Source organism: Bradyrhizobium sp. STM 3809, from assembly GCF_000239795.1.
In the GTDB taxonomy this organism is placed as follows: domain Bacteria; phylum Pseudomonadota; class Alphaproteobacteria; order Rhizobiales; family Xanthobacteraceae; genus Bradyrhizobium.
Genome location: NZ_CAFJ01000084.1, coordinates 1 through 24,599, shown reverse-complemented (window position 1 = coordinate 24,599; position 24,599 = coordinate 1). Strand labels below are relative to the sequence as shown.

At 67.0% G+C, this 24,599-nt stretch carries 22 protein-coding genes and 1 tRNA gene; 11 read left to right on the top strand and 12 right to left on the bottom strand.

Annotation, left to right across the window (positions count from 1 at the left end; genetic code table 11):
- Nucleotides 1-106: 106 nt before the first annotated feature.
- From BRAS3809_RS04320 to mobB, 3 genes are all read right to left on the bottom strand, one after another.
- The gene (locus tag BRAS3809_RS04320; protein ID WP_008960884.1) at nt 107-1,762 is read right to left on the bottom strand and encodes an OFA family MFS transporter; all 1,656 of its coding nucleotides are present in this window, start codon (nt 1,760-1,762) and stop codon (nt 107-109) included.
- A 729-nt stretch (nt 1,763-2,491) separates the two neighbouring features.
- Nucleotides 2,492-2,731: a sulfurtransferase TusA family protein gene (locus BRAS3809_RS04315; protein ID WP_008960883.1), complete on the bottom strand. Its 240-nt coding sequence runs from the start codon at nt 2,729-2,731 to the stop codon at nt 2,492-2,494.
- A 109-nt stretch (nt 2,732-2,840) separates the two neighbouring features.
- A complete protein-coding gene (mobB, locus tag BRAS3809_RS04310) occupies nt 2,841-3,374 on the bottom strand; it encodes a molybdopterin-guanine dinucleotide biosynthesis protein B (RefSeq protein WP_008960882.1) in 534 nt (177 codons plus the stop codon).
- A gap of 233 nt (nt 3,375-3,607) precedes the next feature.
- On the opposite strand from mobB, the gene mobA reads away from it, so the two are divergent.
- The 11 genes from mobA to BRAS3809_RS04255 all read left to right on the top strand — a co-directional run bounded on the left by mobA (nt 3,608) and on the right by BRAS3809_RS04255 (nt 14,020).
- Nucleotides 3,608-4,240, top strand: coding sequence for a molybdenum cofactor guanylyltransferase MobA (gene mobA, locus BRAS3809_RS04305; protein WP_008960881.1), 633 nt, complete (start codon nt 3,608-3,610; stop codon nt 4,238-4,240).
- A complete protein-coding gene (locus BRAS3809_RS04300; protein ID WP_008960880.1) occupies nt 4,240-4,830 on the top strand; it encodes a cation efflux transmembrane domain-containing protein in 591 nt (196 codons plus the stop codon). The genes mobA and BRAS3809_RS04300 overlap by 1 nt, the downstream gene beginning before the upstream one ends.
- Before the next feature lie 150 nt (nt 4,831-4,980).
- Nucleotides 4,981-6,192 carry an ABC transporter substrate-binding protein gene (locus tag BRAS3809_RS04295; RefSeq protein ID WP_008960879.1) on the top strand — a complete coding sequence of 404 codons (1,212 nt, stop codon included), beginning with the start codon at nt 4,981-4,983 and terminating at the stop codon, nt 6,190-6,192.
- Nucleotides 6,193-6,270: 78 nt separating this feature from the next.
- The gene (locus BRAS3809_RS04290) at nt 6,271-7,242 is read left to right on the top strand and encodes a Bug family tripartite tricarboxylate transporter substrate binding protein (protein WP_008960878.1); all 972 of its coding nucleotides are present in this window, start codon (nt 6,271-6,273) and stop codon (nt 7,240-7,242) included.
- Nucleotides 7,243-7,430: 188 nt separating this feature from the next.
- Nucleotides 7,431-7,506, top strand: a tRNA-Ile gene (locus BRAS3809_RS04285).
- Nucleotides 7,507-7,783: 277 nt separating this feature from the next.
- Nucleotides 7,784-9,175 carry an FAD-linked oxidase C-terminal domain-containing protein gene (locus tag BRAS3809_RS04280; protein ID WP_008960877.1) on the top strand — a complete coding sequence of 464 codons (1,392 nt, stop codon included), beginning with the start codon at nt 7,784-7,786 and terminating at the stop codon, nt 9,173-9,175.
- Entirely contained in the window at nt 9,172-10,695 is a 1,524-nt protein-coding gene (locus BRAS3809_RS04275) for a sugar ABC transporter ATP-binding protein (protein WP_008960876.1), read from the top strand. The genes BRAS3809_RS04280 and BRAS3809_RS04275 overlap by 4 nt, the downstream gene beginning before the upstream one ends.
- A 26-nt stretch (nt 10,696-10,721) precedes the next feature.
- Entirely contained in the window at nt 10,722-11,672 is a 951-nt protein-coding gene (locus tag BRAS3809_RS04270) for an ABC transporter permease (protein ID WP_008960875.1), read from the top strand.
- A complete protein-coding gene (locus tag BRAS3809_RS04265; RefSeq protein WP_008960874.1) occupies nt 11,669-12,646 on the top strand; it encodes an ABC transporter permease in 978 nt (325 codons plus the stop codon). Before BRAS3809_RS04270 ends, BRAS3809_RS04265 begins: the two co-directional genes overlap by 4 nt.
- Nucleotides 12,647-12,686: 40 nt before the next feature.
- The gene (locus tag BRAS3809_RS04260) at nt 12,687-13,661 is read left to right on the top strand and encodes a sugar ABC transporter substrate-binding protein (RefSeq protein ID WP_008960873.1); all 975 of its coding nucleotides are present in this window, start codon (nt 12,687-12,689) and stop codon (nt 13,659-13,661) included.
- Nucleotides 13,662-13,732: 71 nt separating this feature from the next.
- A complete protein-coding gene (locus tag BRAS3809_RS04255) occupies nt 13,733-14,020 on the top strand; it encodes a YciI family protein (RefSeq protein WP_008960872.1) in 288 nt (95 codons plus the stop codon).
- On the opposite strand, the gene BRAS3809_RS04250 is transcribed toward BRAS3809_RS04255, so the two are convergent.
- From BRAS3809_RS04250 to BRAS3809_RS34295, 9 genes are all read right to left on the bottom strand, one after another.
- Nucleotides 14,021-14,914, bottom strand: coding sequence for an NAD(P)-dependent oxidoreductase (locus tag BRAS3809_RS04250; RefSeq protein ID WP_008960871.1), 894 nt, complete (start codon nt 14,912-14,914; stop codon nt 14,021-14,023).
- Complete coding sequence (locus BRAS3809_RS04245; protein ID WP_008960870.1) at nt 14,911-15,315, bottom strand: carboxymuconolactone decarboxylase family protein; 405 nt, start codon at nt 15,313-15,315, stop codon at nt 14,911-14,913. Before BRAS3809_RS04245 ends, BRAS3809_RS04250 begins: the two co-directional genes overlap by 4 nt.
- 120 nt (nt 15,316-15,435) lie before the next feature.
- Nucleotides 15,436-16,896, bottom strand: coding sequence for an aldehyde dehydrogenase family protein (locus BRAS3809_RS04240; protein ID WP_008960869.1), 1,461 nt, complete (start codon nt 16,894-16,896; stop codon nt 15,436-15,438).
- Nucleotides 16,897-16,993: 97 nt separating this feature from the next.
- Nucleotides 16,994-17,707 carry an ABC transporter ATP-binding protein gene (locus tag BRAS3809_RS04235; protein WP_008960868.1) on the bottom strand — a complete coding sequence of 238 codons (714 nt, stop codon included), beginning with the start codon at nt 17,705-17,707 and terminating at the stop codon, nt 16,994-16,996.
- 11 nt (nt 17,708-17,718) lie between these two features.
- Nucleotides 17,719-18,882: an ABC transporter substrate-binding protein gene (locus BRAS3809_RS04230; protein ID WP_008960867.1), complete on the bottom strand. Its 1,164-nt coding sequence runs from the start codon at nt 18,880-18,882 to the stop codon at nt 17,719-17,721.
- Nucleotides 18,879-19,904, bottom strand: a complete 1,026-nt coding sequence (locus tag BRAS3809_RS04225; RefSeq protein ID WP_008960866.1) for a branched-chain amino acid ABC transporter permease — start codon at nt 19,902-19,904, stop codon at nt 18,879-18,881. The genes BRAS3809_RS04230 and BRAS3809_RS04225 overlap by 4 nt, the downstream gene beginning before the upstream one ends.
- A gap of 1 nt (nt 19,905) precedes the next feature.
- The gene (locus BRAS3809_RS04220; protein ID WP_008960865.1) at nt 19,906-20,826 is read right to left on the bottom strand and encodes a branched-chain amino acid ABC transporter permease; all 921 of its coding nucleotides are present in this window, start codon (nt 20,824-20,826) and stop codon (nt 19,906-19,908) included.
- Nucleotides 20,826-21,554 carry an ABC transporter ATP-binding protein gene (locus BRAS3809_RS04215; protein WP_008960864.1) on the bottom strand — a complete coding sequence of 243 codons (729 nt, stop codon included), beginning with the start codon at nt 21,552-21,554 and terminating at the stop codon, nt 20,826-20,828. The genes BRAS3809_RS04220 and BRAS3809_RS04215 overlap by 1 nt, the downstream gene beginning before the upstream one ends.
- 233 nt (nt 21,555-21,787) lie before the next feature.
- On the bottom strand, nt 21,788-24,373 hold the full coding sequence (locus tag BRAS3809_RS34295) for an ATP-binding protein (protein ID WP_008960863.1): 2,586 nt from the start codon (nt 24,371-24,373) through the stop codon (nt 21,788-21,790).
- Nucleotides 24,374-24,599 lie beyond the last annotated feature (226 nt).

Sequence of the window (24,599 nt, the reverse complement as noted above, 5' to 3'; positions counted from 1 at the left end):
GTTGGAATGCAAGGCGACACCGGCTCGGCAGGCATGGGAAAGCATCGGCACAAAAAAAACGGGGCGGCCGATGGGCCGCCCCGCAGGCTTCGATCCGTTGCCCGGATCAGAAGATCTTGACGGCGCTCTGCAACGTCATCCAGACGCCCCACGCCAGCGGTACGCCGACGAAGGCCCAGAACAGAGCCGCGCTCAGGTCGAGGCCACCCTTGCCGATGCCGAACGAACCGTGCTGGATCGCCGACTCGCTCTTGGCAAGCTCGGCCTGGTAGCGCGCCACTTCGTCCTGGCTCATGTTCCACTTCTGATCGACGGGCTTGATCATGAAGTTGCAGATCAGGCCGGCGAGCAGCATGGCGCAGAGAATGTACATCGTGGTGTTGTACAGCTGATCACGCGGCACGCCGGCGGCCAGCTGGAATTCACGAAGGTAGAATATGATGAACGGGCCGATGATGCCGGCCGTCGACCATGCCGTCAGCAGACGCCCATGGATGGCGCCGACGAACAGCGTCCCGAACATGTCGGACAGATAGGCCGGCACTGTTGCGAAGCCGCCGCCGTACATCGACAGGATGATCGCGAAGGCGCCCACGAAGAGCAGCTTCGACCCCATCGCCGCGAAGGTCGGCGCCAGCGCGTAGAGCACGATGCCGATCAGGAAGAAGCAGTAGTAGGTTGCCTTGCGACCGATGTGATCCGAGATCGAAGCCCAGAAGAACCGACCACCGATGTTGAACAGCGACAGCAGGCCGGCAAAACCGGCGCCGATTGCCGCGATGGTCGCCTTCTGCGTGGCGTCGAGCTGATTGAAGCTGACGTCCGGCAGGCCGATGAGCTTGCCCGCGAAGATCTCCTGCAGCATTGGCGAAGCCATGCCGATCACGCCGATGCCGGCCGACACGTTCAGGCAGAGCACGAACCAGATCAGCCAGAACTGCGGCGTCTTGTGCGCGTTGTCGAGATGGACGTGGTGCTCGGAGATCATGGCCTTCTTCACCGCAGGCGGCGTCCAGCCCTCGGGCTGCCAGCCGACCGGGGCGACGCGATAGGCGAAGGCGCCGATCATCATGAAGACGAAATACAGCAGGCCCATGGTGACGAAGGTCTCCCAGACACCCACCGACGTCGGGGTCTTGAAGTAGTTCATCAGCAGATTGGCCAACGGAGCGCCGATCATCGCGCCGCCGCCGAAGCCCATGATGGCCATGCCGGTCGCCATGCCGCGCCGGTCAGGGAACCATTTCACCAACGTCGACACCGGCGAGATGTAGCCGAGGCCAAGACCGATGCCGCCGATCACGCCGGCACCCAGCCACATCATCCAGAGCTGGTGCACATAGATGCCGAGAGCCGCAAACAGCAGGCCGCCGCCCCAGCAGAAGGCCGCCACGGCGCCGGCCTTGCGCGGGCCCGCCCGCTCCAGCCAGCCGCCCCAGATGGCAGCCGAGGCACCGAGCAGCACGAAGAACAGGGTGTACATGAAGCCGAGACTGGCGACCTTCCAGTCGCAGGTCGTCGTGAACATCTCCTGCCAAAGGCTCAAGTCCGGACAGGCCTGGGTCTGGGTCACGCCGATCGCGCGCGACAACGGCAGCCAGAACACCGAGAAGCCATAGGCCATGCCGATGCACAGATGGATGCACAGGGCCGCCGGTGGAACCAGCCAGCGATTGAACCCGGCTTTCGCGACCGTGTGCTCACGATCGAAAATGCCCGCTTGCGCTTTCGGGAGCGAGCCCGCGCTGTCAATGGTTGCCATGCATTCCTCCCCTACGGACTCGCGTCCAACGCAACGACGTCATGTTCTGTCCCCTTGATCAGAATCGATACGCTCACTCACCCCGCCCGCTTTCGACCTACCAGACAATTTTCGCGATGCACAAACGCCGGGTTTGTTTCACGTGCATGACACCCCCCACCGAGGTCTCCTGCGTCGTGACATCCCCGTGCCGCGGTTCCGCCCGGCCCGATCCGACGCGGGCACGATACGCCTTCCGCAACCTCCGCGGACGGCGCCTCAATTGGTGCAGAACCGAGGCAAATTGTCGATAGTAAAATGGTAATAAGTGGTCAAACTTCGTGGATTGATCGCAATGCAGCGAAGACGTGTTGCTAACAAACACAGAAATTGACGTGCAACCGACGCCGCCGCCACTCTCGGCTGTAGCATCTGGCCGCGATTACTTGAGACCGCCATCTGTTGCGACCAAGAGAATCAACTAATCAGACCACCGCTCCTACTCGCCTCCGATGCTACATGGCACCGAATGATGCCGCTCTCGAACTTGTGAAGACGACAACAACCTTTCCTTGCCTTCTCGCGGCGTCGCAAGCTTGGACTGAGAACGCGGCATAGTTATGAGCGGGCTCTGGCGCAGGTGCGACGATCGGAAGCGATCAGCCCACTTGACACGCATTTTGCTGCGGCCGCGCACACGAACTACTTAGTTGGACAACCTGTAGCAGGTACGCGCACGGCCGTTGCGGATCACTCCGTCCCATCCTTGACCTTCTCGATCAAGAAAAGAATCCTCTGCTCGCTGCGCTCGACGACGTCGACCCGATCGCCAGTCTGGCGAACCAAGTGGGGGATGTCGATCACCGCCAACGGATCGGTGCAGCAGACCTCGAGACGCTCGCCTCGCTGCAGCGACTGCAGCGCCTTGCGCGTCTTGAGTGCCGGCAACGGGCACTTCAAGCCCGTCAGATCCAGCCGCGTCGTGCTCATCGGCGGACCATGGCGAACCAGCGGCGATGCGTCAACCCGATCGCGTCATCCACGATGAAACTGCGTTCCGAATCTGGAACACGGAGTTCCGTTAGTGAAACATGTTCCATCAATGCGGCCCCTTCGGATCTGCCATGCGCAGCACTTCGCTCATCGGCATGGCCTTGGCAAGCAGCAAGGCGGCGATGGCTGGAATGTCGTCGAGGTGCGCCCAAGGCAGGGCGGACTCGACCGGCACATCGCTCGCGATCCCGACGATGCCGGGGTCGTCGGGGAACAGCAGCGGCTTGGCGTTTCCGCTGCGATGCACCTCGATGCGGCGATGCGGTCCGGCCTTGTAGCCCTCGATCAAGACAAGATCCACCGGTGACAGCCTGGTCAGCAGATCGGCCAATGTCGGCTCGCTTTCGCCGCGCAGTTCACGCATCAGCGCCCAGCGCGTGCCCGAGGCGACGAGCACCTCCGCCGCACCCGCCTCGCGATGGCGCCAGGAATCCTTGCCGGGGACGTCGACGTCGAAGCGGTGATGAGCGTGCTTGATCACCGATACCCGCAGCCCCTGCGCGTTGAACAGCGGAATGAGCCGCGTCAGCAGCGTGGTCTTGCCGGCGCCGCTCCAGCCGGCGAGGCCGATGACGTTCATTGCAGTCTCCAGATCACACCAGGGCCGTCGATGCACCGCAACGGCCCGGCGGCGCAGAGCTCGTCGCTGATCGAGCCAGGGACACCTCTATCGCGGCCCGGCCAGGATGTCATGGGCTCGCCCCGATCGGGCCGGCCATCGCGCCGGCCGCGCGGGCGCCGGAGGTCTATGATCCCCGATCGCTTGCGGCAGCCGCTGACGCGACCGCGCGGAACGTGATAACGGAACCGGCGATGACGACAATGATTTCGATTCCGGGCGTTGTGCTCGCCGGCGGTCTCGCCCGTCGCATGGGCGGCGGCGACAAGCCCATGCGCATGATCGCAGGCCGCCCCCTGCTGGCACATGTCATCGCGCGGCTGGCGCCGCAATGCGAGCCGCTGATCCTCAACGCCAATGGCGATCCCGCACGGTTCGCCGCCTTCGGCCTGCCCGTCGTGCCGGATGATGTCGCCGGCTTTCCAGGTCCGTTGGCCGGAATCCTGGCCGGGCTGGACTGGGTGGCGGCGCACCGGCCCGCCGCGCAGTGGATGATCAGCGCCGCCGCCGACTGTCCGTTTCTCCCGCATGATCTCGTGGCGCGCCTGTCCGAGGCCCGCATGAGCGGTGAGGCGGACCTGGCGCTGGCCGCCTCTAGCGGCCAGACCCATCCGGTGATCGGGCTGTGGTCGCTGCGCCTGCGCGAAGACCTCCGCCGCGCGCTGCTGCACGACGACATCCGCAAGGTCACGCGGTTCACCGCGCGCTACAAGGTCGCGACGGTGGCGTGGCCGGTCGTGCCGTGCGATCCGTTCTTCAATGCCAACACCGCCGAGGATCTGGCCGAGGCGGAGCGCCTCGCGGCGCTGGAGGACCGGGGCGCGTGATGGTGGCAGCACATCCGGTCCGCCGTGCCGTGCTCACGGTGGCCGCGCTCAATCTCGGCTATTTTGGCATCGAGTTCGCGGTGGCGCTGTCGATCGGCTCGGTGGCCTTGTTCGCCGACAGCGTCGATTTCCTCGAGGATGCTTCGGTCAATCTCCTGATCGCGCTGGCGCTGCGCTGGACTGCCGTGCAGCGCGCCCGGCTCGGCAAGGTGCTGGCGCTGATCCTGCTCGCGCCGGCAATCGCCGGTCTGTGGACCGCGGGCGGCAAGATCTTCACGGCCGAGGTGCCGGCGCCCCTGCCGCTCACCCTGACCGGTCTCGGCGCGCTGGTTGTCAATCTCGGCTGCGCGCTGATCCTGGCGCGGGTCCGCCATCACCAGGGCAGCCTGACCAGGGCCGCCTTCCTCTCGGCGCGCAACGATGCCTACGCCAATCTTGCGATCATCGCGGCCGGCCTCGTCACCGCCTTCGTGTGGCCCGCGATCTGGCCCGACCTGATCGTCGGCGTCGGCATCGCGCTGATGAATGCCGACGCCGCGCGCGAGGTCTGGGAGGCGGCGCACGAGGAGCACAAGGCCGCACAGCCGTGAGCCGTCCGCGCTCGTTGCGGTGCAAACATGCCTTGTGGTCATCCGCGCGGCCGCGATTGACGCGCGCCCAGGATTGATTGCAGATAAGCGGACGCGGCCGGCAGAGCCGCGACCAACAACGGCGTCATGCCGACATCGGTGGAGGACGGATTGCGACTCAGCTTCCTGAGAACGGCGGCATGGGCCACGGCGGCGCTGCTGGCGACCACGGCCGCGCAGGCGGAGATCTCCGACAACGTCGTCAAGATCGGCGTGCTCAGCGACATGAACGGCCCGGCCTCGACGCCGACCGGCCAGGGTTCCGTCACCGCGGCGCAGATGGCGGTGGATGATTTCGGCGGCAAGGTGCTGGACAAGCCGATCAGCGTCATCGTCGGCGACCATCAGCTCAAGCCCGACATCGGCGCCGCGATCGCGCGCCGCTGGTACGACACCGAGCAGGTCGACCTCATCGTCGATGTGCCGGTCTCCGCCGTCGGTCTCGCCGTGCAGACCATCGCCACCGAGAAGAAGAAGCTCTTCATCACCCAGTCGACGGGCGCGGCCGACTTCCACGGCAAGTTCTGTTCGCCCTATGCGATGCAATGGGTGTTCGACACCCGCGCGCTCGCCACCGGCACCGCGAAGGAGGTGGTGAAGCGCGGCGGCGACAGCTGGTTCTTCATCACCGACGACTACGCCTTCGGTCATTCGCTGGAGCGCGATGCGTCCAGCGTCGTCACCGCCAATGGCGGCAAGGTCGTGGGCTCGGTCAAGCCGCCATTCGCGACCCCCGATCTCTCGTCCTTCATCCTGCAGGCGCAGGCCTCCAAGGCCAAGATCATCGGCATTGCCGCAGGCCCCCCCAACAACATGAACGAGATCAAGACCGCCTCCGAGTTCGGCCTGCTCAAGGGCGGCCAGCAGATGGCGGCGCTGCTCGCGCTGATCACCGACATCCATTCGCTCGGCCTGCCGGCGGCGCAGGGGCTGCTGCTGACGACCTCGTTCTACTGGGACATGGACGACAAGACGCGCGAATGGTCGAAGCGCTATTTCGCCAAGATGAACCGGATGCCGACGATGTGGCAGGCCGGCGTCTACTCCGCGGTCACGCACTACCTCAACGCCGTCAAGGCCGCCGGCAGCGACGATCCGCTCGCAGTCGCCGCGAAGATGCGCGAGACGCCGGTCGAGGACTTCTTCGCCCGCAACGGCAAGCTCCGCGCCGACAATCTGATGGTGCACGATCTCGTGCTGGCGCAGGTGAAGTCGCCGGAGGAGAGCAAATATCCGTGGGACTATTACAAGATCCTCGCGACCATCAAGGGCGAGGATGCGTTCGGCCCGCCCGATCCGGCCTGTCCGCTGGTCAAGAAGTGACGGCGTCATGACGACCGGCGGCCCGGCGCAAGCGGGCCGCCGCACGCGAGCTGAACGAGACCACAGCGGGGGACGAGGATGAAGCTGGCACGCGCGCTGCTGTTCGCACTGATCATCGCGGCGGGATTCGCCGCCAAGCCGGCGCCCGGCCTGGCCGCCTACCCCGACCGCCCGATCCGCTGGCTGATCGGCTTCGCCCCGGGCGGCCCGGTCGACATCGTCGCCCGCATCATGGCGCAGTGGCTCTCGGACCGGTTCGGCCAGCAGGTCGTGGTCGAGAACCGCACCGGCTCCGGCGGCAACATCGCGGCCGCGGCGATGATCAACGCGCCGCCCGACGGCTACACGCTGCTGTTCGTCGCGCCGAACAACGCCATCAGCACCTCGCTGTACAAGAAGCTGCCCTACGACTTCATCCGCGACACCGTGCCGGTTGCGAGCATCATGCAGCTCACCAACATGCTGGTGGTCAGCAACGACGTGCCGGCCAAGACGGTGAAGGAGTTCATCGACTACTGCCTCGCCAATCCCGGCAAGATCGCCTTCGCCTCGTCCGGCAACGGCACCTCGGTGCACATGGCGGCCGAGCTGTTCAAGGCGATGACCAAATGCGACATGCTGCACGTGCCCTATCGCGGCTCGGCGCTGGCCTTCCCCGACATCATCTCCAACAAGGTGCAGCTGATCTTCGACAACCTGCCGACGGCGCTGGAGCAGGCGCGCGGCGGCAGCGTGCGCGCGCTCGGCGTCACCTCGCCGCAGCGCTGGCCGACGGTGCCGGACGTGCCAGCGATCGCCGACACCGTGCCTGGCTACGAATCCGTCGGCTTCTACGGCATCTCGGCCCCGAAGGGGACGCCGCCCGAGATCGTCGAGATCCTCAACAAGGCGGTCGGCGAGGCGCTGAAGGATCCCAAGCTGGTGGCCCGGCTGACCGAGACCGGCGGCATCCCGCGCGCCATGACACCGGCCGAATTCGGCAAGCTGGTCGCCGACGAGACCGAGAAATGGCGCAAGGTGGTGGAATTCGCCGGAGTGTCGGTGGATTAGCGCCGCCACGGCGCCGGCCGGGCGCTGCAGCCGCGCCAGACGCGGCACAGCACTCGCAGAGCGATCCGGCAGCGGCATTGCCGGATCGCCGCCAGGGCTGTAAACGGAGCCAGCACCGTCGCCGGGTCGTCTCCGCCGCACCGGTCAGGCCCGCGCCTGCCCACCGCAGCGAACACCCCCGCGCCGCGGGGCCTGTAGCTCAATGGTTAGAGCCGGCCGCTCATAACGGTCTGGTTGCAGGTTCGAGTCCTGCCGGGCCCACCAGCTTTCCTCGCCGCCCGAGTCAGAAGACCTCGACGAGAGCGGTCGCGCCGAACGCAGCGCGGTGCTCGTCGCCTCGCCAACGCCGCCGATGCGTCCGCACGACGCCGCGCGCACGATCCGCCGGGCCCTTGCGTGCCCCCGCCGAATGATGAAGGATGCCGGTACTCACCGAGGTGACGATGGCACCGGGCAGGTGCGGACGACACGCGCCCGAGCCCGGCCAGCGACCAGAGGACCGCAAAGAGTCCCGATGCCGCCAGGTGAGCGGGGAGGATTGATGCACGTGCGAGATGGCGCGGGCGCGTTGGCCGAACGGCTTGCGAGACTCATGGGACCGCGTGCCAGCGTCGCGCGTGGCGTGCTCGACCAGCATGGTCGCAGCGAGTCCTACTACCCGACGCTCACGCCCGACATCGTCGTCTTTCCGGAGACCACCGCAGAGATCGTCGAGATCGTCCGGCTGTGCGCCGGCGCCGGCATGCCGATCGTGCCCTTCGGGGCCGGCACCTCGCTCGAGGGCAACGCCGCTGCGGTCGCCGGCGGCGTGTGCGTGGATTTCGCCCGCATGACCACGGTGCTCGCCGTGCACGAATCCGACATGGACGTCGTCGTGCAGCCCGGCATCACCCGCAAGCAGCTCAATGCGCAGCTGCGTGACACCGGGCTGTTCTTCCCGATCGATCCGGGCGCCGACGCCTCGATCGGCGGCATGAGTTCGACGCGGGCCTCCGGCACCATGGCCGTGCGCTACGGCACGATGAAGGACAACGTGCTCGCGCTCGAAATGGTGCTGGCCGACGGCCGCGTCATCCGCACGTCGCGGCGCGCACGCAAATCGGCCGCGGGTTACGACCTGACCCGGCTGTTCGTCGGCGCCGAGGGCACGCTCGGCATCATCACCGAGATCACGCTGAAGCTGCATCCGCTGCCGCAGGCGATCTCGGCCGCGACCTGCGCCTTCGACCAGCTCGGCGACGCGGTCGACACCGCGATCGCGCTGATCCAGTCGGCGGTGCCGGCGGCCCGGATCGAGCTCCTCGACGACGTCATGATGCGCGGCATCAATGCCTATTCCAAGCTCGGCCATCGCGAGGCGCCGACGCTGTTCCTCGAATTCCACGGCTCCGATGCCGGCGTCGCCGAGCAGGCGCAGGCCGCGGAAGCGATCGCGCGCGAGCATGGCGGCCGCGGCTTCGCCTGGGCTCGGGCGGCCGAGGACCGCAGCCGTCTCTGGCACGCGCGCGACAACACGCTCTATGCCGGCCTCGGCCTGCGGCCGGGCGCGCGCGCCGTCATCACCGACGTTTGCGTGCCGATCTCGCGCCTCGCCGAATGCCTAACCGAGACGCGCCGCGACGCCGATGCCAGCGGCTTCATCGCGCCGATCGTCGGCCATGTCGGCGACGGCAATTTTCACATGCTGATCCTGGTCGATCCGGCCAGCGACGCGGAACTCGCCGGCGCCAAGGCGCTGCAGGGGCGCATGGTGGCGCGCGCCATCGCGATGGACGGCACCTGCACCGGCGAGCACGGCATCGGCCTCGGCAAGATCGCCTATCTCGAGGACGAGCTCGGCGAGGCCGTCAGCGTGATGCGTTCGATCAAGGCGGCGCTCGACCCACATGGCCTGATGAACCCGGGCAAGATCTTCGCGGGAGCGCTGCCATGAGCGACGGGGCCGCGAGCGCCGCCGCCTCATCCGCCCCGCTGCTCGAGCTGCGCGGCATCAGCAAGAGCTTTCCCGGCGTCAAGGCGCTCGACGACGTGTCGTTCGCCATCCACCCGGGCGAGGTCCACATGCTGCTCGGCGAGAACGGCGCCGGCAAGTCCAGCCTGATGAAGATCCTGTGCGGGGCCTATACGGCCGATGCGGGAGAGTTCTACTACAAGGGCGAGAACGTCACGCTGTCCTCGACCGCCGAGGCGCAGGCGCTCGGCATCGCCGTCATCTTCCAGGAGTTCTCGCTCGTCCCGTTCCTCGACATCGCGCAGAACATCTTTCTCGGCCGTGAGCCCAAGGGCCGCATTCCCGGCACCATCGACCGCCGCAGGATCCTGGCCGATGCGAAGCGCGTGCTCGACGGCATCGGCTTCGACATCGATCCGAAGGTGGTCGTCGATACGCTCGGCGTGGCGCAGCAGCAGATGGTCGAGATCGCCAAGGCGATCAGCCAGAATGCGCGCATCCTGGTGATGGACGAGCCGACCGCCGCGCTGTCCGACCGTGAGGTCGAGCTGCTGTTCGCGCTGATCGCGCGACTGAAGGCCGACGGCGTCGCCATCGTCTACATCTCGCACCGCATGGCCGAGGTGTTCGCGATCGGCGACCGCATCACCGTGCTGCGCGACGGCCGCCGCATCGACCAGGTCCGTCCCGCCGAGGTGACGCCGGACCAGCTCGTGCGGATGATGGTCGGCCGCAACGTCGACATGACCTATCCGCGCCGCTTCGCCGAGCAGCCGGGCGAGCTGGTGCTGCAGGTCAAGGGCCTGAGCGCCGCGACCGGCATCAGCGACATCGACATCGAGGTGCGCCAGGGCGAGATCGTCGGGCTGTGCGGCCTCGTCGGCTCCGGCCGCACCGAGGTGGCGCGCGCGATCTTCGGCGCCGATCCGGTGACGACCGGCGAGATCATCTTCGACGGAAAGCCGATCACGGGCGAGCCCGACGTCGCCGCCCGGCGCGGCATCGCGCTGATCCCCGAAAGCCGCAAGAGCGAGGGTCTCGCGCTGCTGCGCTCGGTCGGCGACAATCTCGTGGTGGCGGCGCTGAAGAAGCTGTTTCCGAGCCGGCTCTACGATCCGCGCGGCGCGCAGCGCACCGCCGAGGGGCTGATCCGGCAGTTGCGGATCGCGACGCCGAGCGCGCGGCAGATGGTCGGCCTGCTCTCCGGCGGCAACCAGCAGAAGGTCGTAATCGGCAAATGGCTGGCGGCCGGCGCCAGGCTGTTCATCTTCGACGAGCCGACCCGCGGCATCGACATCGGCGCCAAGTCCGAGATCTTCGCGCTGATCGATCGCCTGGTCGCCGAAGGCGCGGCGGCGCTGATGATCTCGTCCGAGCAGATCGAGATCTGCCACGTCTGCGACCGCGCTTACGTGATGCGCGACGGCCGCATCGCCGGGCACCTCGCGCGCAGCGAGCTGACCGAGGAGAACATCGTGCGGCTGGGGATGCATCATGAATGACGTTTCATCATGAGTGACTTTTGATCATGAGTGACTTGGCCATCGCCGCGCCGCTCCGCGCCGTGCAGCGCCTGCCCGGCGTCGCCGTCGTGCTGGTGCTCCTGATCGCGCTGTTCGGCGCCATCGCGCCCGGCTTCCTGTCGGCCGCCAACCTCTCCAACGTGCTGGTGCAGTCGACGATCCTGACCATGCTGGCGCTGCCGATGACCCTGATCATCATGACCGAGGGCATCGACCTGTCGATGGGCGCGGTGCTCACCTTGACATCGCTGTGCGTCGCCATCGTCTCGCTCGCGACCAAATCGATGCTGCTCGGCCTCGGCGCCGCCGTGCTGGTCGGGACGGCGTTCGGCCTCGCCAACGGCCTGCTGGTCGCGATCGCGAAGATCCCGCCCTTCGTGGCGACGCTCGCCACGCTCGGCATGGCCCAAGGCCTGTCGCTGATCGTCAGCGACGGCCAGAGCGTCGTCGGCATTCCTCACAGCGTGCGCGACGTCTACTCCGCGCAGTTGCTCGGCATCCCCGTGCCGATCCTCATGGGCGTCGCGAGCTACGGCCTGTTTCACGCCCTGCTCTATCACACCCGCTTCGGCACCTATGTGTTCGCGCTCGGCGGCAATCGCGACGCGCTGCGCTATGCCGGCCTGTCGCCGACCCGGCTGCTGATCGCGGTCTATGCGATCGGCGGCCTGATGGCCGGCGTCGCCGGCCTGCTGATGACCGCGCGGATGAACTCGGGCCATCCGACCGCGGGGCTCGGCATGGAGTTCGATGCGATCGCGGCAGTCGCGGTCGGCGGCACCTCGTTCGAGCGGGGCAATGGCTGGCTGCTCGGCACCCTGCTCGGCGTCCTCGCCGTCGGCGTGCTGCGCAATGGGCTCAATCTGATCTCGCTGCCGTCCTCGGTGCAGGTCGCCAGCGTCGGCGTGCTGGTGATCGCCGCGATGTTCCTCGACGGATTGCGGAGCCGGGCATGACCGACATCGCCAAGAACGCCCCGTCGCCGGCCTGGTCGTTGCTGTCGCACAATGCGGCGCAGCTGTTCTACCGACTGCTGGCGGCGCTCTTGATCTGCATCGTGCTGAGCGTGCTGAGCGACGCGTTCCTGAGCCTCGGCAACATCCTCAACGTGCTGCGGCAGGCCAGCCTGACCTTCTTCATCGCCTCCGGCCTCACTTTGGTGGTCTTGACCGCCGGGCTCGATCTGTCGGTCGGCGCCAATGTCGCGCTGTCGGCCTGCCTCGCCGGCACCGTCATCCACCAGACCGGCTCGCCCACGCTCGGCATCCTCGCCGGCCTCTTGACCGGCGGCACCGTTGGTCTGATGAACGGGGTGATGGTGACGGCGATGCGCATCCCGTCCTTCATCGCCACCTACGGCATGCTCTGGGTGCTGAACGGCGTGACCTATTGGTACATGGCCGGCGAGACCATCCACGGCTTTCCTGCGGGCTTCCGCCAGATCGGCAGCGGCTACTTCCTCGGGCTGCCGATCCCGGTCTATCTGCTGCTGGTGTTCCTCGCGATCGGCACCGCCTTCGCGCAACGCACCGTGTGGGGCCAGGAGATCTATGCGATCGGCGCCAACCCGGTCGCCGCGCGGCTCTCCGGCATTCCCGTCAATTGCCGCTTGCTGCTGGTCTACACCGTCTCGGGCACGATGGCGGGGCTAGCCTCGATCATCTTCCTGTCGCGTCTGAACTCAGCCGAGGCCGACATCGGCGAGAGCCTGACCCTGCCGGCGATCGCCGCCGTGCTGATCGGCGGCACCTCGCTGTTCGGCGGCGTCGGCACCATCTTCGGCACCTTCGTCGGCGCGCTGATCCTGACGCTGGTGCTCAACGGCATGAACCTGCTGTCGATCAACGCAAACTGGCAGCCGCTCGTCACCGGCATCATCGTCATCATCGCGGTCTGGCTCGATATGCGGACGCGGCGTTCCGCGCCATGAACTTTCAACGACAACAATGACGAACTGGGAGGACAACATCATGAAGCATCGGACATCCCGCTCTCTCGCCCTCGCGCTCGTGATCGCCGCGGCGGCCACGCAGGCCCATGCCGACGGCGAGACCATCGCCGTGTTCACCAAGAACCAGACCAATCCGTTCTTCCAGACCGTGCGGGTCGGCGCCGACAACATGGCCAAGTCGTTGAACGCCAAGATCCTGCACTACATCCCGACCAAGCCGGATTCGATCCCCGAGCAGCTCAGCCAGATCGAGGACGTCGTCGTGAAGAAGCCGAGCGCGATCGTGTTCATCCCGGTCGACTACAAGGCCATGGTGCCCGGGGTCGAGAAGATCAACGACGCCAAGATTCCGGTCGTCAACATCACCGACCGTTCCGCCGGCGGCAAGTTCGTGTCCTTCATCGGCGCCGACGATTACAGCCTCGGCCTGGAGACCGGGCGCTTCCTGCTCAAGACGCTCGGCGGCAAGGGCAACGTCGTGATCATCGAGGGCGTCAAGGGCTCGCTCACCAATGTCGACCGCGTCCGCGGCTTCAACGATGCGCTGAAGGAGAATCCGGGCGTGAAGCTGCTGGCGTCGCAGCCCGGCAACTACCAGCGCCTGCAGGCGCTGCAGGTGATGGAGAACCTGATGCAGTCCAATGCGCAGATCGACGGCGTGCTCGCCGCCAACGACGCCATGGCCGTCGGCGCCATCGAGGCGCTGGACGGGGCCAACCGCAAGGCGCAGGTGATCGGCATCAACGGCACCAAGGAGGCGGTCGACGCGATCAAGTCCGGCAAGCTGCTCGCGAGCGGCGACTACAACGGCTTCGCGCAAGGCTGCCTCGGCACCATGATGGCGATCCGGTCACTGCGCGGCGAGCCGGTCATCGGCGAGATCGTGCTGAAGCCGACCGTCATCACCAAGGACAACTACCAGCCGTTCGACCTGTCGCTGGAGCAGCGCACCTGCCCCAGCTTCGACGACGCCAGCAAGCTGAGCGCGAAATAGGACACGACACGATCAAAGAGCGGGATGGTCGGCGACGCGCGGCCGCCCCGCAGCCCTCCTGGAGACGACAGATGCTGTTTGCGATTCACGCTCTCGACAAGCCCGGCGCGCTGCCGGTCCGGCTCGCCAATTACGACGCGCACAAGGCCTATCTCGAGGGCGGCGACCGCCTCCCGGTCACCATCGTGATGTCCGGCCCGCTCGTCTCCGACGACGGCGCGACGATGATCGGCAGCCTGTTCCTGGTCGAGGCGCCCGGCCGCGCCGAAGCCGAGGCGTTCAACCGCGCCGACCCGTTCGCCGCAGCCGGAGTCTGGGAAAAGGTGACGATCACCGGGTTCTTCCGGCGCAAGGGCTGATCAGCCCTTGAGCTCGATCCCGGCGAGCGCCTCACTCAGCTTCGCCAGCGCCGTATGGTCCTGGCCCGGGCCGAGCAGACCCTGCGCGCTCGCACTCAGCTCGCGGCAGAGGTTGGAGAACGGCGCGGCGACGCCGGCCGCACGCGCCACCTCGAGCGCGATCGACAGGTCCTTGACCATCAGGTCGAGCCCGAATCCGCTGTTGAACTGGCGCGACAGCACGAACTGCCTGAACTTCTTCTGCGTCGAATTGTTCATGCCGGTCGACGCATTGAGCACGTCGGTCATCAGACCGGGATCGATGCCGAACTGCTGGCCGATCAAGAGCGCCTCGATGCCGATCAGGAAGCCGCCGGCGGAGACGAGGTTGTTGAGTGCCTTCATCGCCTGCCCCGAGCCGAGGCCGCCGATGCGATGGATCGTGGTGCCCATCGCGCGCAAGAGCGGCTCGACCCGGTCGAGCGCGGCGGCATCGCCGCCGGCCATGATCGCGAGCTCGCCGGTCTTCGCGCGCGGCACGCCGCCGGAAACCGGCGCGTCCAGCATGATCACGCCGAGCGCTGCGAGGTCGGCCGCGATCGCCTGCGTCGCCGCCGGCGCGCCGGAGCTCATGTCGATGACGATCTGGCCATCCTTCAGACCGGCGCGTAGCGACGCCACGGCATCGGCGACATGCTTGCTGGTCGGCAGCATGGTGATGACGACATCGGCCTGCGCCGCGGCCGCCGCCAGGTCGGCCGCTTCGGTGCCGCCGACCTGGCGGACGAAATCCGCTGCTCGGCCGGCGACGGCGTCATTCACGGTGACCTTAACCCCGGCACCGAGCAGGCGGGCGGCCATCGGCCAGCCCATGTTGCCGATGCCGACGAACAGAACGCTCTCTGGCGCGCTCATGCGCCGTCCTTCTTGGCAATGGCGCCCTCTGCGAGCAGCACCTCGTGCGCAGCCTTGAACGCCTCAAGCCCCGCCGGAATGCCGCAATAGACAGTCGCGTGCAGCAGGATCTCCTTGATCTCGTCGACCGTGACGCCGTTGGTCAGCGCGCCCTTGACGTGCAGCTTCAGCTCGCTCGGCTTGCTCAACGCCGTCAGCATCGCGAGATTGACGATGCTGCGCGTGCGGCGGTCGAGCCCCGGCCGCGTCCAGGCATAGCCCCAGCACATCTCCGTGGTGATGTGCTGAAACGCCATCATGAAGTCGTCGGCCTTGGCCAGGCTGCCATCGACATAGCCCGCCCCGAGCACCTCGCGGCGCACCTTCAGGCCCTTCTCGAACAGCTCGTTCTCGTCGCTCATCGGCTCGTCTCCTTCACTGCTAAGCTTGACGTCTTTAACGCCTCGCCGCGCGGCGAGACAACACCGCCGCGGGGCGCCGTCGGTCGCGTCCGCGCGGCGGAATGGTGCGGAGCCGCGGCGCTAGCCATGCTTGACGATCAGGGTCTTCATCGCGCCGAACTCATAGAGCGCCTCGAACCCCTTCTCGCGGCCGTGGCCCGACTTCTTCATGCCGCCGAACGGCAGCTCGATGCCGCCGCCGGCGCCGTAGCCGTTGACGAACATCTGGCCGACCTTGACCTTGCGCGCGACGCGCATCGCGCGCGAGCCGTCGCCCGACCACACGCCGGCGACCAGGCCGAAATCCGTGCCGTTGGCGAGCCGGATCGCATCGGCCTCGTCGTCGAACGGCATCGCCGCCAGCACCGGCCCGAACACCTCCTCGCGCGCCAGCTCGGAATTGCGGTCGACGTGCTGGTAGAGCGCCGGCGCGACGTAGAAGCCCTCGCTCGGCACGCCCTCGGCGATCCTGCCCGAGGCGACGCGCACGGCGCCGCCGCTCTCGGCGCGCGCCAGCATGCCCTCGATGCGCTTCTTCTGCACGGCGCTGATGACCGGGCCGAGGTCGAGATCCATCTCCGGAGTGCCGGCGGTGATCTTCTCGAAGCGCAGCTTCAGCTCGGCCAGGAAGCGATCCCACATCGAACGTTCGACCAGCACGCGCGAACCGGCCGAGCAGGTCTGGCCGGCATTCTGCACGATCGCCGCCGCCACCGAGGTCAGCGCCGCGTCGAGGTCGGCGTCGGCGAACACAATCTGCGGCGACTTGCCGCCGAGCTCGAGCGTGCAGCCGATGTGGTTCCTCGCCGCCGCGGTCTGCACCAAGGTGCCGACCTCGGGACTGCCGGTGAAGGAGATGAAGTCGATGCCGTCATGCGCCGACAGTGCCGCACCCGCCTCCTCGCCAAGGCCGGGCACGACGTTGATGGCGCCAGCCGGAAAGCCGGCCTCCGCCGCGAGCTCGGCGAGCCGCAGCGGCACGAGGCAGGCCTCCTCGGCCGGCTTGATCACGGTCGCATTGCCCATCGCGAGCGCCGGCGCGACGGTGCGGCCGAACATCTGGCCCGGATAGTTCCAGGGAATGATATGTCCGGTGACGCCGAGCGGCTCGTAGACCGTGGTGACGAAGAAGCCGTCGAGGAACGGGATGGTGTCGCCGTGCACCTTGTCGGCGGCGCCGCCGTAATATTCGAAGTAGCGCGCCACGGCGACGACATCGGCCTTGGCCTGCTTCATCGGCTTGCCGGTGTCGGCGGCTTCGAGCTTGGCCAGCTCCTCGGCATTGTCCTCGACCAGGCGGCCGAGCTTCGACAACAGGCGCCCGCGCTCCACCGCCGTGAGCCGGCCCCACGGGCCTTCGAGCGCGCGGCGCGCCGCGGCGACGGCGAGATCGATGTCGGCCTTGTCGCCAGCGGCGATCGAGGCGATCACCTGCCCGGTGGCCGGCGCCAGCATCGCAATGGTGCGGCCCGATTGCGCCGGCTGCCACGTGTTGTCGATGAAGACACCCTTTGCGGCGGGCAGTTTGACATTGGCGTTCATGACGGCTCTCCTGGTCTCTCTCGATCCTCGACAGTCCCGCCTTGCGAGGCCATCACGGCCTCGTCCGACTTTGCAAGGCGGCGACCGGGGCGTTCGGTCAGTTCAAATACACCTTCTGCAGCTCTTCCTCGGTCATGGCAGACGGCGGCGCATGCATCACGATGCGGCCGCGCGACAGCACGTAAGCGTCGGAGGCGATCTTGAGCAGCCGCGGCACGGTCTGTTCCGCGACCACGATCGTCATCTTGAGCTCGCGATGCATGCGCTCGATCGCGTCGAACACGCTCTGCACCATGACCGGAGAAAGGCCGAGGCTGGGCTCGTCTAGCATCAGAAGCCGGGGATTGCACATGATCGCCATGCCGATCACCAGCATTTGCAGCTGCCCGCCGGACAGCAGTCCCGCTTTCCGGTCCATCATCTCGCACAGGAACGGAAAATATCCCTGCACCAGCTCGAGCCGCTCCGCGGCACCCTTGGGATGCGCAAAGGAGGCCGCCTGCAGGTTCTCGGCCACCGTCAGCTGCCGGAAGCACTGCCTTCCATCCTGCACCAGCGCGATGCCGCGGCGCGAGATCTCGGCCGGATGCCGGCCGAGCAGCGAGGCGTCCTCGAACAGGATGTCGCCGCCGACGATGTCGCCGCGGTCGAACGGCAGCATCCCGGCGATCGCCTTCAACAGCGTGGTCTTCCCGGCGCCATTGGCGCCGAGAAGCGCCACGATCTGGCCCGCACCGACACTGGCGTCGACATGGTCGAGCGCCACGATCGCGCCGTCGTAATGGGCGGAGACCTGTCGCAATGCGAGCATCGTTCCTCCCCTCAGCGCGCGTCGATCCAGTCGCCGACCGGCACGTATTTGCCGCCCTTGATCTCGGCCATGCGCGCCTGGGTCGAGCCCTGATGGTTGGCGTAGCTCGCGGGCGGCACGATGCCGCCAGTGTCGACGTCCTTGAGGCCCTCCATCTCGTTGCGCACGCTCTGACGGAACGCGGCGATGTCGTCCGGCACCTTGCCGCCGTTCTTGGCGATCGCGGCCTCGATCGCCTTGGCCATCACCTGCCCCTCGAACCAGCCCTTCATGTAGTAGACGTCGCGCTTCTGGATCTCGTTGCCCTTGGCCTCGAACGCCTTGATGTCGGCCATCGCCGGAATGTCGCTGCCGAAATCCGAATAGACCTGAATGGCGCGGAAGCCCTCGGCGTTGGCGCCGAGCTGCTCGGGGATCGCCGGCGAGATATTGTAGATGTTGCCGACGAACTTCTTGGCCGACAGTCCCACCTTGGCGGCGTCGCGCAGGATGACGAGCAGTTGCGGCGTCGAGGCCTGGACGTAGACCATGTCCGGGTTCTTGGCCTTGACGCGCAGCATCTGCGCAGTCAGGTCCTGGGCGTCATAGGGGAACTCGATCGTGTCCTGCAGCGTCAGGCCGTTGCCCTCGATGACCTTCGACTGGCGCACGACGTTGACCGGCCCGCGGCCATACTCGTTGTCGGGGTGCATGATGACGAGGTTCTTGCCGCCGCTCTTGGCGAGGTCGCGCAGCGCGATGATCATCTGCTGCTCGTAGGTCGGTCCGGCCATGAAGATGTAGGGCAACTTCTGCGGGTCGAGCACCTCGCTCGCATAGCTCTGGGTCATGAACGGCACCTTGTCCTGCGTGATCTGGTCGCGCAGCGCCTTGACCGATCCGGTCGACCAGCCGTTGACGTACACCGCCTGCTCCTGGTCGACGCAGCGGCGATAGATCTTCAGCTCCTCGTCCAGCTTGTAGCGGCCGTCGAGCAGCAGCAGCTTGACCTTGTTGCCGGCGATCCCGCCCTTGGTCTGGTTGAGAAACTCGAAATAGTCGCGCGGGCCATAGCTCATGCCGTTGACCAGCGCGTCGGGGCCGGTGATCGTGCCCCAGATGCAGACGGTGATGTCGGCCGCGCGGGCCGAACCGAGCAGGCCGGCCGCGAGCGCGGCCGCGATGAGCTTCTTCATTCCAGTCCTCCCTGTGATGATTTGATTTTTTGCAGTTCGAGCGGCTCGGCGCGGCCGCCTTGCCGGGTGCGCCACCCGCGCGCGGAGACGAGCCGCGAACCGATCGCCGACAATCCACGTCCCTCGAAGATGAGGAAGAGAATGATCAGCAGGCCGAATGTCATTTCGCGCAGTGCGGACAGCTGGTCGGAGATGTGGAAGATCTCGCCGAGCCGCTGGATCGCCTCCGGCAGCAAGGTGATGAAGCCGGCGCCGAGCACCGCACCGGGCATCGACCCGAGGCCGCCGACGATGATCATCGCGACATAGTCGACCGACAGGCTCATGCCGAAGGATTCGGGATGCGCGAGCCGTGCCGTGAACCCGATCAGGCCGCCGGCGATGCCGGCAAAGAAGCCGCTGATCATGAAGGCGAGCATCTTGGTGCGGGCCACGTTGATGCCCATGCCCTTGGCAACGACCTCGTTCTCGCGCACGACCAGGAAGGAGCGGCCGAGATCGGTACGGCGCAGCCAGTGCATCACCAGGAAGGTCGCGAGGAGCAGCGTGATCGCCACGATCGCATACCCCTGGTCGGCCTGGATCGGCCGGCCGAACACGGTCATCGGCTTGATCAGGAGACCCGACACGCCATGCGTGATCGGCTCGGCGAACTTGAACAGATATTCGAGGATGAACTGTGCGGCGAGCGTGGCAATCGCGAAGTAGAGACCGCGCAGCCGCAGCGCCGGCAATCCGATCAGCACCGCGGTGGCCACCGCGGCGAGGCCCGCGACCGGAAGCGCCAGCAAATCCCAGCCGGCATTGCCGGCCAGCCCCGCCGCATACGCGCCGACGCCGAGCAGGCCGGCCTGGGCGAAATTGATCTGGCCGCAGAAGCCGGTCAGCAGGTTGAGCGACAGCGCGCCGATCGCGGCGATCGCGACCGCGTGCATCATGTAGGCGCCGAACCTGCCGAGCAGCAGGGTGCCGATGACGGCCAGCACGGACAGGAGGACGGCGGCGAGAACCGGACGCGACATGTCAGAGCCTCTCCGTGCCGCGCTGGCCGAAGATGCCTTCGGGCCGGACCAGCAGCACCACGACCAGCAACGCATAAGGCACGACCTGCTGCAGCGCGCCAGCCGAGTAGATCGAGGTGTAGGTGCGCAGGAACTGCTCGGCGACCGGCGTCAGCAGACCATCTGTCAGCGCCTGGAGCACGCCGAGCAGCAGGCCGGCGACCAGCGCGCCGGTCAGGCTGGTGAGGCCGCCGAGCACGATCACCGGAAAGGCGACGAGGCCAATGTCGGCCAGCCCGAGCGACAGCCCATTGAGCGAGGCCAGCAGCGCGCCGCCGATGCCGGCCAGCGCGGCCGACATCGACCAGGCCAGCGAGATCTGGTTGCTGGTGTGGATGCCGATCGCCAGTGCCGCGCGCGGATTGTCCGCGGTGCAGCGCTGCATCAGGCCGATCGGGGTCAGCTGGTAGAAAGCGAGGAAGCCGACGCTGAGGCAGATCGAGAGCACGAACGCCGCGAGATAATTGTAGGTGACGAAGATGCCGAAGACATCGACGGCCCCATCCGGGAACAGACGCGGGAACGCCAGTTGGTCGGGCCCCCAGATCGCCAGGCACACCGCCTTCATGAGGATCAGCATGCCGAGCGTCACCGTCATGACCGCGACCAGCGGCGCCTTCATCATCGGCCGCAGCACCAGCCGCTCGGAGGCCATCCCGCAGCCCGCCATCAGGATCATGGCGCCGAGCAGCGCGACGTAAGCCGGCAGCCCGAGCTTGACCAGGCCATAGGTCAGGTAGGCGCCGAGCATCACGAAGGCGCCTTGCGCGAAATTCACGACGCCCGAGCATTTGTAGATCAGCACGATGCCGAGCGCGATCAGGGCATAGACGCTGCCGGTGGCGATCCCGGCGACCAGGAGCTGCAGGGTGAACATCAGCATCACGGCTCTCCGAGATATACGCGGCGGACGGAGGGATCGGACTGCACCTGCGCGGCCGAGCCCTCGAAGATCCGGGCGCCGGAGGCCATCACGACGATGCGGTCGCAGGTCGCATTGACGACGTCCATCTTGTGCTCGACCATTACCACCGCACAGCCGACGCGGTCGCGGACGTCGCGGATGACGCGCGACATCATCGCGCCTTCCTGGGCCGTGAGCCCCGCGACCGGCTCGTCGAGCAGCAGGATCTGCGGCTGCGCGGCGAGCGCGCGGGCGAGATCGACGGCCTTGCGCATGCCGTAGGACAGGCTCTGGATCGGCTGATGCGCGACCTCGGCGAGCCGCAGCGGCTGCAGGATGGTGCGGATCAGTTCGGCATCGCGCGCACGCTCGCTGCGGAGCATGTCGCGGAGCTGCCGCATCGGATTGCCGTGCCGTACCGCCTGACCGAGCTTGACGACGTCGAGCACCGTCAGGTCGTGCAGCGAGGCGACGTTCTGAAACGTTCGCACCACGCCGCGGCGGATCAGCTCATGGGGCTGGCGGCCGAGCAGGTCGGCCTCCTTCCAGGTCGCCTTGCCGCTTTGCGGCACGTAGGCGCCGGACAGGCAGTTGATGAAGGTGGTCTTGCCGGCGCCGTTCGGGCCGATCAATCCGACGATCTCATGCGGCTCGACATCGAGCGACATGTTGTCGACGGCCAGGACGCCGCCGAACCGAATGGACACATCTCTCGCGCGGAGAGCCATGGCCTACCTTTTCCTCCCGAGACGCCGCGTTCCCTTGTGAGCGGGACGCCCTTCACGCGTCGAATAGTCTCAACACACCCGGACCATGCGACGTCGTCAAGCGCGAGTTGCGGCGCGCCTGGCTTTTTTCGCGCCGCGACAAAGGCCAATCCCGCGAGATGGAAGGCATGCGACCACGAGAGTCGCACTCACGGCCGGTCGGCCGGCGGTTGTCAGCTCTTCATCGATCCCAGCGCGAACAGGATCGCGTCGGACAACTGGCCGAGGCGAAACGGCTTGGCGAGAAGCCTGGTCGTGTCGCGGAAGTCCTCGGGCACCAGCGAGGGATCGGCGAAGCCTGACATGAAGAGAATGGGGAGACTGGGCCACCGGCGGCGGACGAGGCGCGCGAGATCGATTCCTGTCATGTCACCAGGCAGGACGATATCCGTCAGCAGCAGCGAGATTGGCCCGCGCCGCTCCAGCTCGGCGATCGCGAGCGCCGCGTTGATCACCACGACGGGATCATATCCCATCGCGGACAGCATGGTGGAGGCCATGGCCCCCACCAGCACGTTGTCCTCCACGACGAGAATCCGTTCGCCGGTCTCGGGGCGCGACAGGCGCGATGCTCCGGCATTCGGCCGCTCGATCACCGCCGGCCCTGCGCTCGGCAGATACAGCGTCACGCGAGTGCCCTCGCCCACCCGGCTCGAGATCACCACCGTGCCGCCGGACTGCCTAGCAAAGCCGTAGACCATGCTGAGCCCAAGCCCGCTGCCCTTGCCGAACTCCTTGGTGGTGAAGAACGGCTCGAAGGCGCGGCGCACGATGTCGGGCGACATGCCGGCTCCCATGTCCGAGACCGCAATCGTCACGTAGTCGCCGGAGTCGATGCGCTCGTCGCCGTCGTCGAGCGGCTGATCGAGCACCGCATTCGCGGTCGTGACCGTCAGCCGGCCGCCGCCGGGCATCGCATCGCGGGCGTTGAGGGCGAGGTTGAGCAGCGCGTTCTGCAATTGCGTGGGATCAATCAGGCAGTGCCACAAGGCCGGGTCCTGCGCCAATTCGATCTCGATGGTCTCGCCGAGGGTCCGCTGCAGAATCGTCGTCATGCCGCTGACCAGCTGATTGACGTCGGTGATCTGCGGCTGCAGCGTCTGCTTGCGCGCGAAGGCGAGCAGGCGGCGGTTGAGATCGGCGACCCGCTCGGCTGCCTCGATCGCGCGCTCGGCCATGCCGCGGCAGGCGTCCGCTTCGGGCGGCAGCGTATCGAGCAGTAGGTCGAGGTTGCCGAGCGTGGCGGCCAGCATGTTGTTGGAGTCGTGCGCAATGCCGCCGGCCAGCTGGCCGATCGCGTCCATCTTCTGCGCCTGGCGCAACTCATCCTCGATGCGCTTGCGCTCGGTGATGTCGACGGACAGCACGACATAGCCGCGCACCACGCCGTCCTTGCCACGATCGGGCACCCGGATGGTCTCGCACCAGCGTTCGCGACCGTCGGGGTATGTCACCTTCTCCTCGCCGCGCATGGCGCGCCCGGCCAGCGCCCTCTCGATCTTCAGCCTCGCCTCGTCTGCGCGCAGCGGATCGATGAAATCATCGACCTTTCGGCTGCGGATGGCCTCGGCCGGCGCCTGGGCATACCATTCGCGGGCGACACGGTTGGCGAAGCGGATGCGGCCGTCGGCGCCGACCCGGACGATCAGCGCGGGGACGTTCTCGGTCACCAGTTGATACTGCTCCAGATTGTCGCGCACGGCCTGTTCGGAGGCCGCGCGCAGCTGCCATTGCCGTGCCAGGCTGAAGCCGAAGCCGGCGATCAGCAGATTGAGCCCGGCGGCGACGGCGCTGTAGTACAGCGCGTTGTTCTTCCATCCCGCCAGATATTCCACCGGGTGGCGCGCCACGGTCACCACGAGCGGCAAGCCGGCGACCCGCCGATAGCTGATGCTGCGGGAGACGCCGTCCGTGACGCCGCTGCCTTCGAAGCTTCCGTACGGAGATTGCAGCAGGAACTGCGTGAACAGGCGATTGTTTCGCGTGTTGCGGCCGGCGAACGCGTCGGCATTGGGCGTTCGCAGCAGGATCGTGCCGTCATCGCGGTACAGCGTCACGGTGCCGCGCTGCCCGACATTGAGCGACAGGAAGAACTGCCGGAGATTCTCGTAGTCGACCGGAACGAAGACGACGCCGCCAAAGCGTCCGTCCGGCATCATGAAGGCACGGCTCACCGCGATGAAAAGACCGGTGTTGACGCGCGCGGCAGCCGGCACGTCGATGAAGAGGCCGTGCTCCGGATCGTCGCGCTGGACCTTGAAATAGGGACGATCGGCGAAATTGTTCTCGCGGCCCGGGCCGCCGTTGCCCTCGCTGTCGCCCAGCAGGTTGCCCTCGGAGTCGAGGACCACGATGCCGCCGGCGACGGGATAGGGCGCCACCCTGTGCTTCAGCTCGCTGATCAGCGCGGGATTTCCGCGGCTGAGCAGCGAGGGATTGCGCTGGAGGCTGTCAATCGTCGTGCTCAGCAGGACCTCGACGCCCTGGATGTTGCGCAGCATGTATTCTTCGAGCGCGCGGGCGAGATCGCCATTGGCGGCCTCGGTCGTCCGATACGTCTCCCGATAGTTGACGAATAGCATGTGGGCGACGAAGGCGTCGCACAACAAGGCCACCAAGAGGCCGCTCAGCACGATGATCCGCGGCGTCCAACGACGTCCCATCCCGAACTGCCGCGCGCGGCGGATCAGGACGCCGGTCAGGCTACCGCGCCGCGAGCCACGCCGATCCTCGACTGTCGTTGTGGTTTGGTCCAACATGGGCGCAGAACTTCAGGAGGGCATCGAGCCGATTCATCGGAGATGGATCGCGGCGGAAGTCTCAGCCGTACTCCCGCCAGTCTCCGACACTTTGCCGAGCCCGACGTCCGGGGCCAGCGCCTCGCGAGCAATCGCAGCATCTGGATAGCACGGTTTGCGCGCCGATGTCATCCTGACGGTATCGCATTGCGCCCCGTCCATGGCATGCGCCGGGACGCCGCAGCCG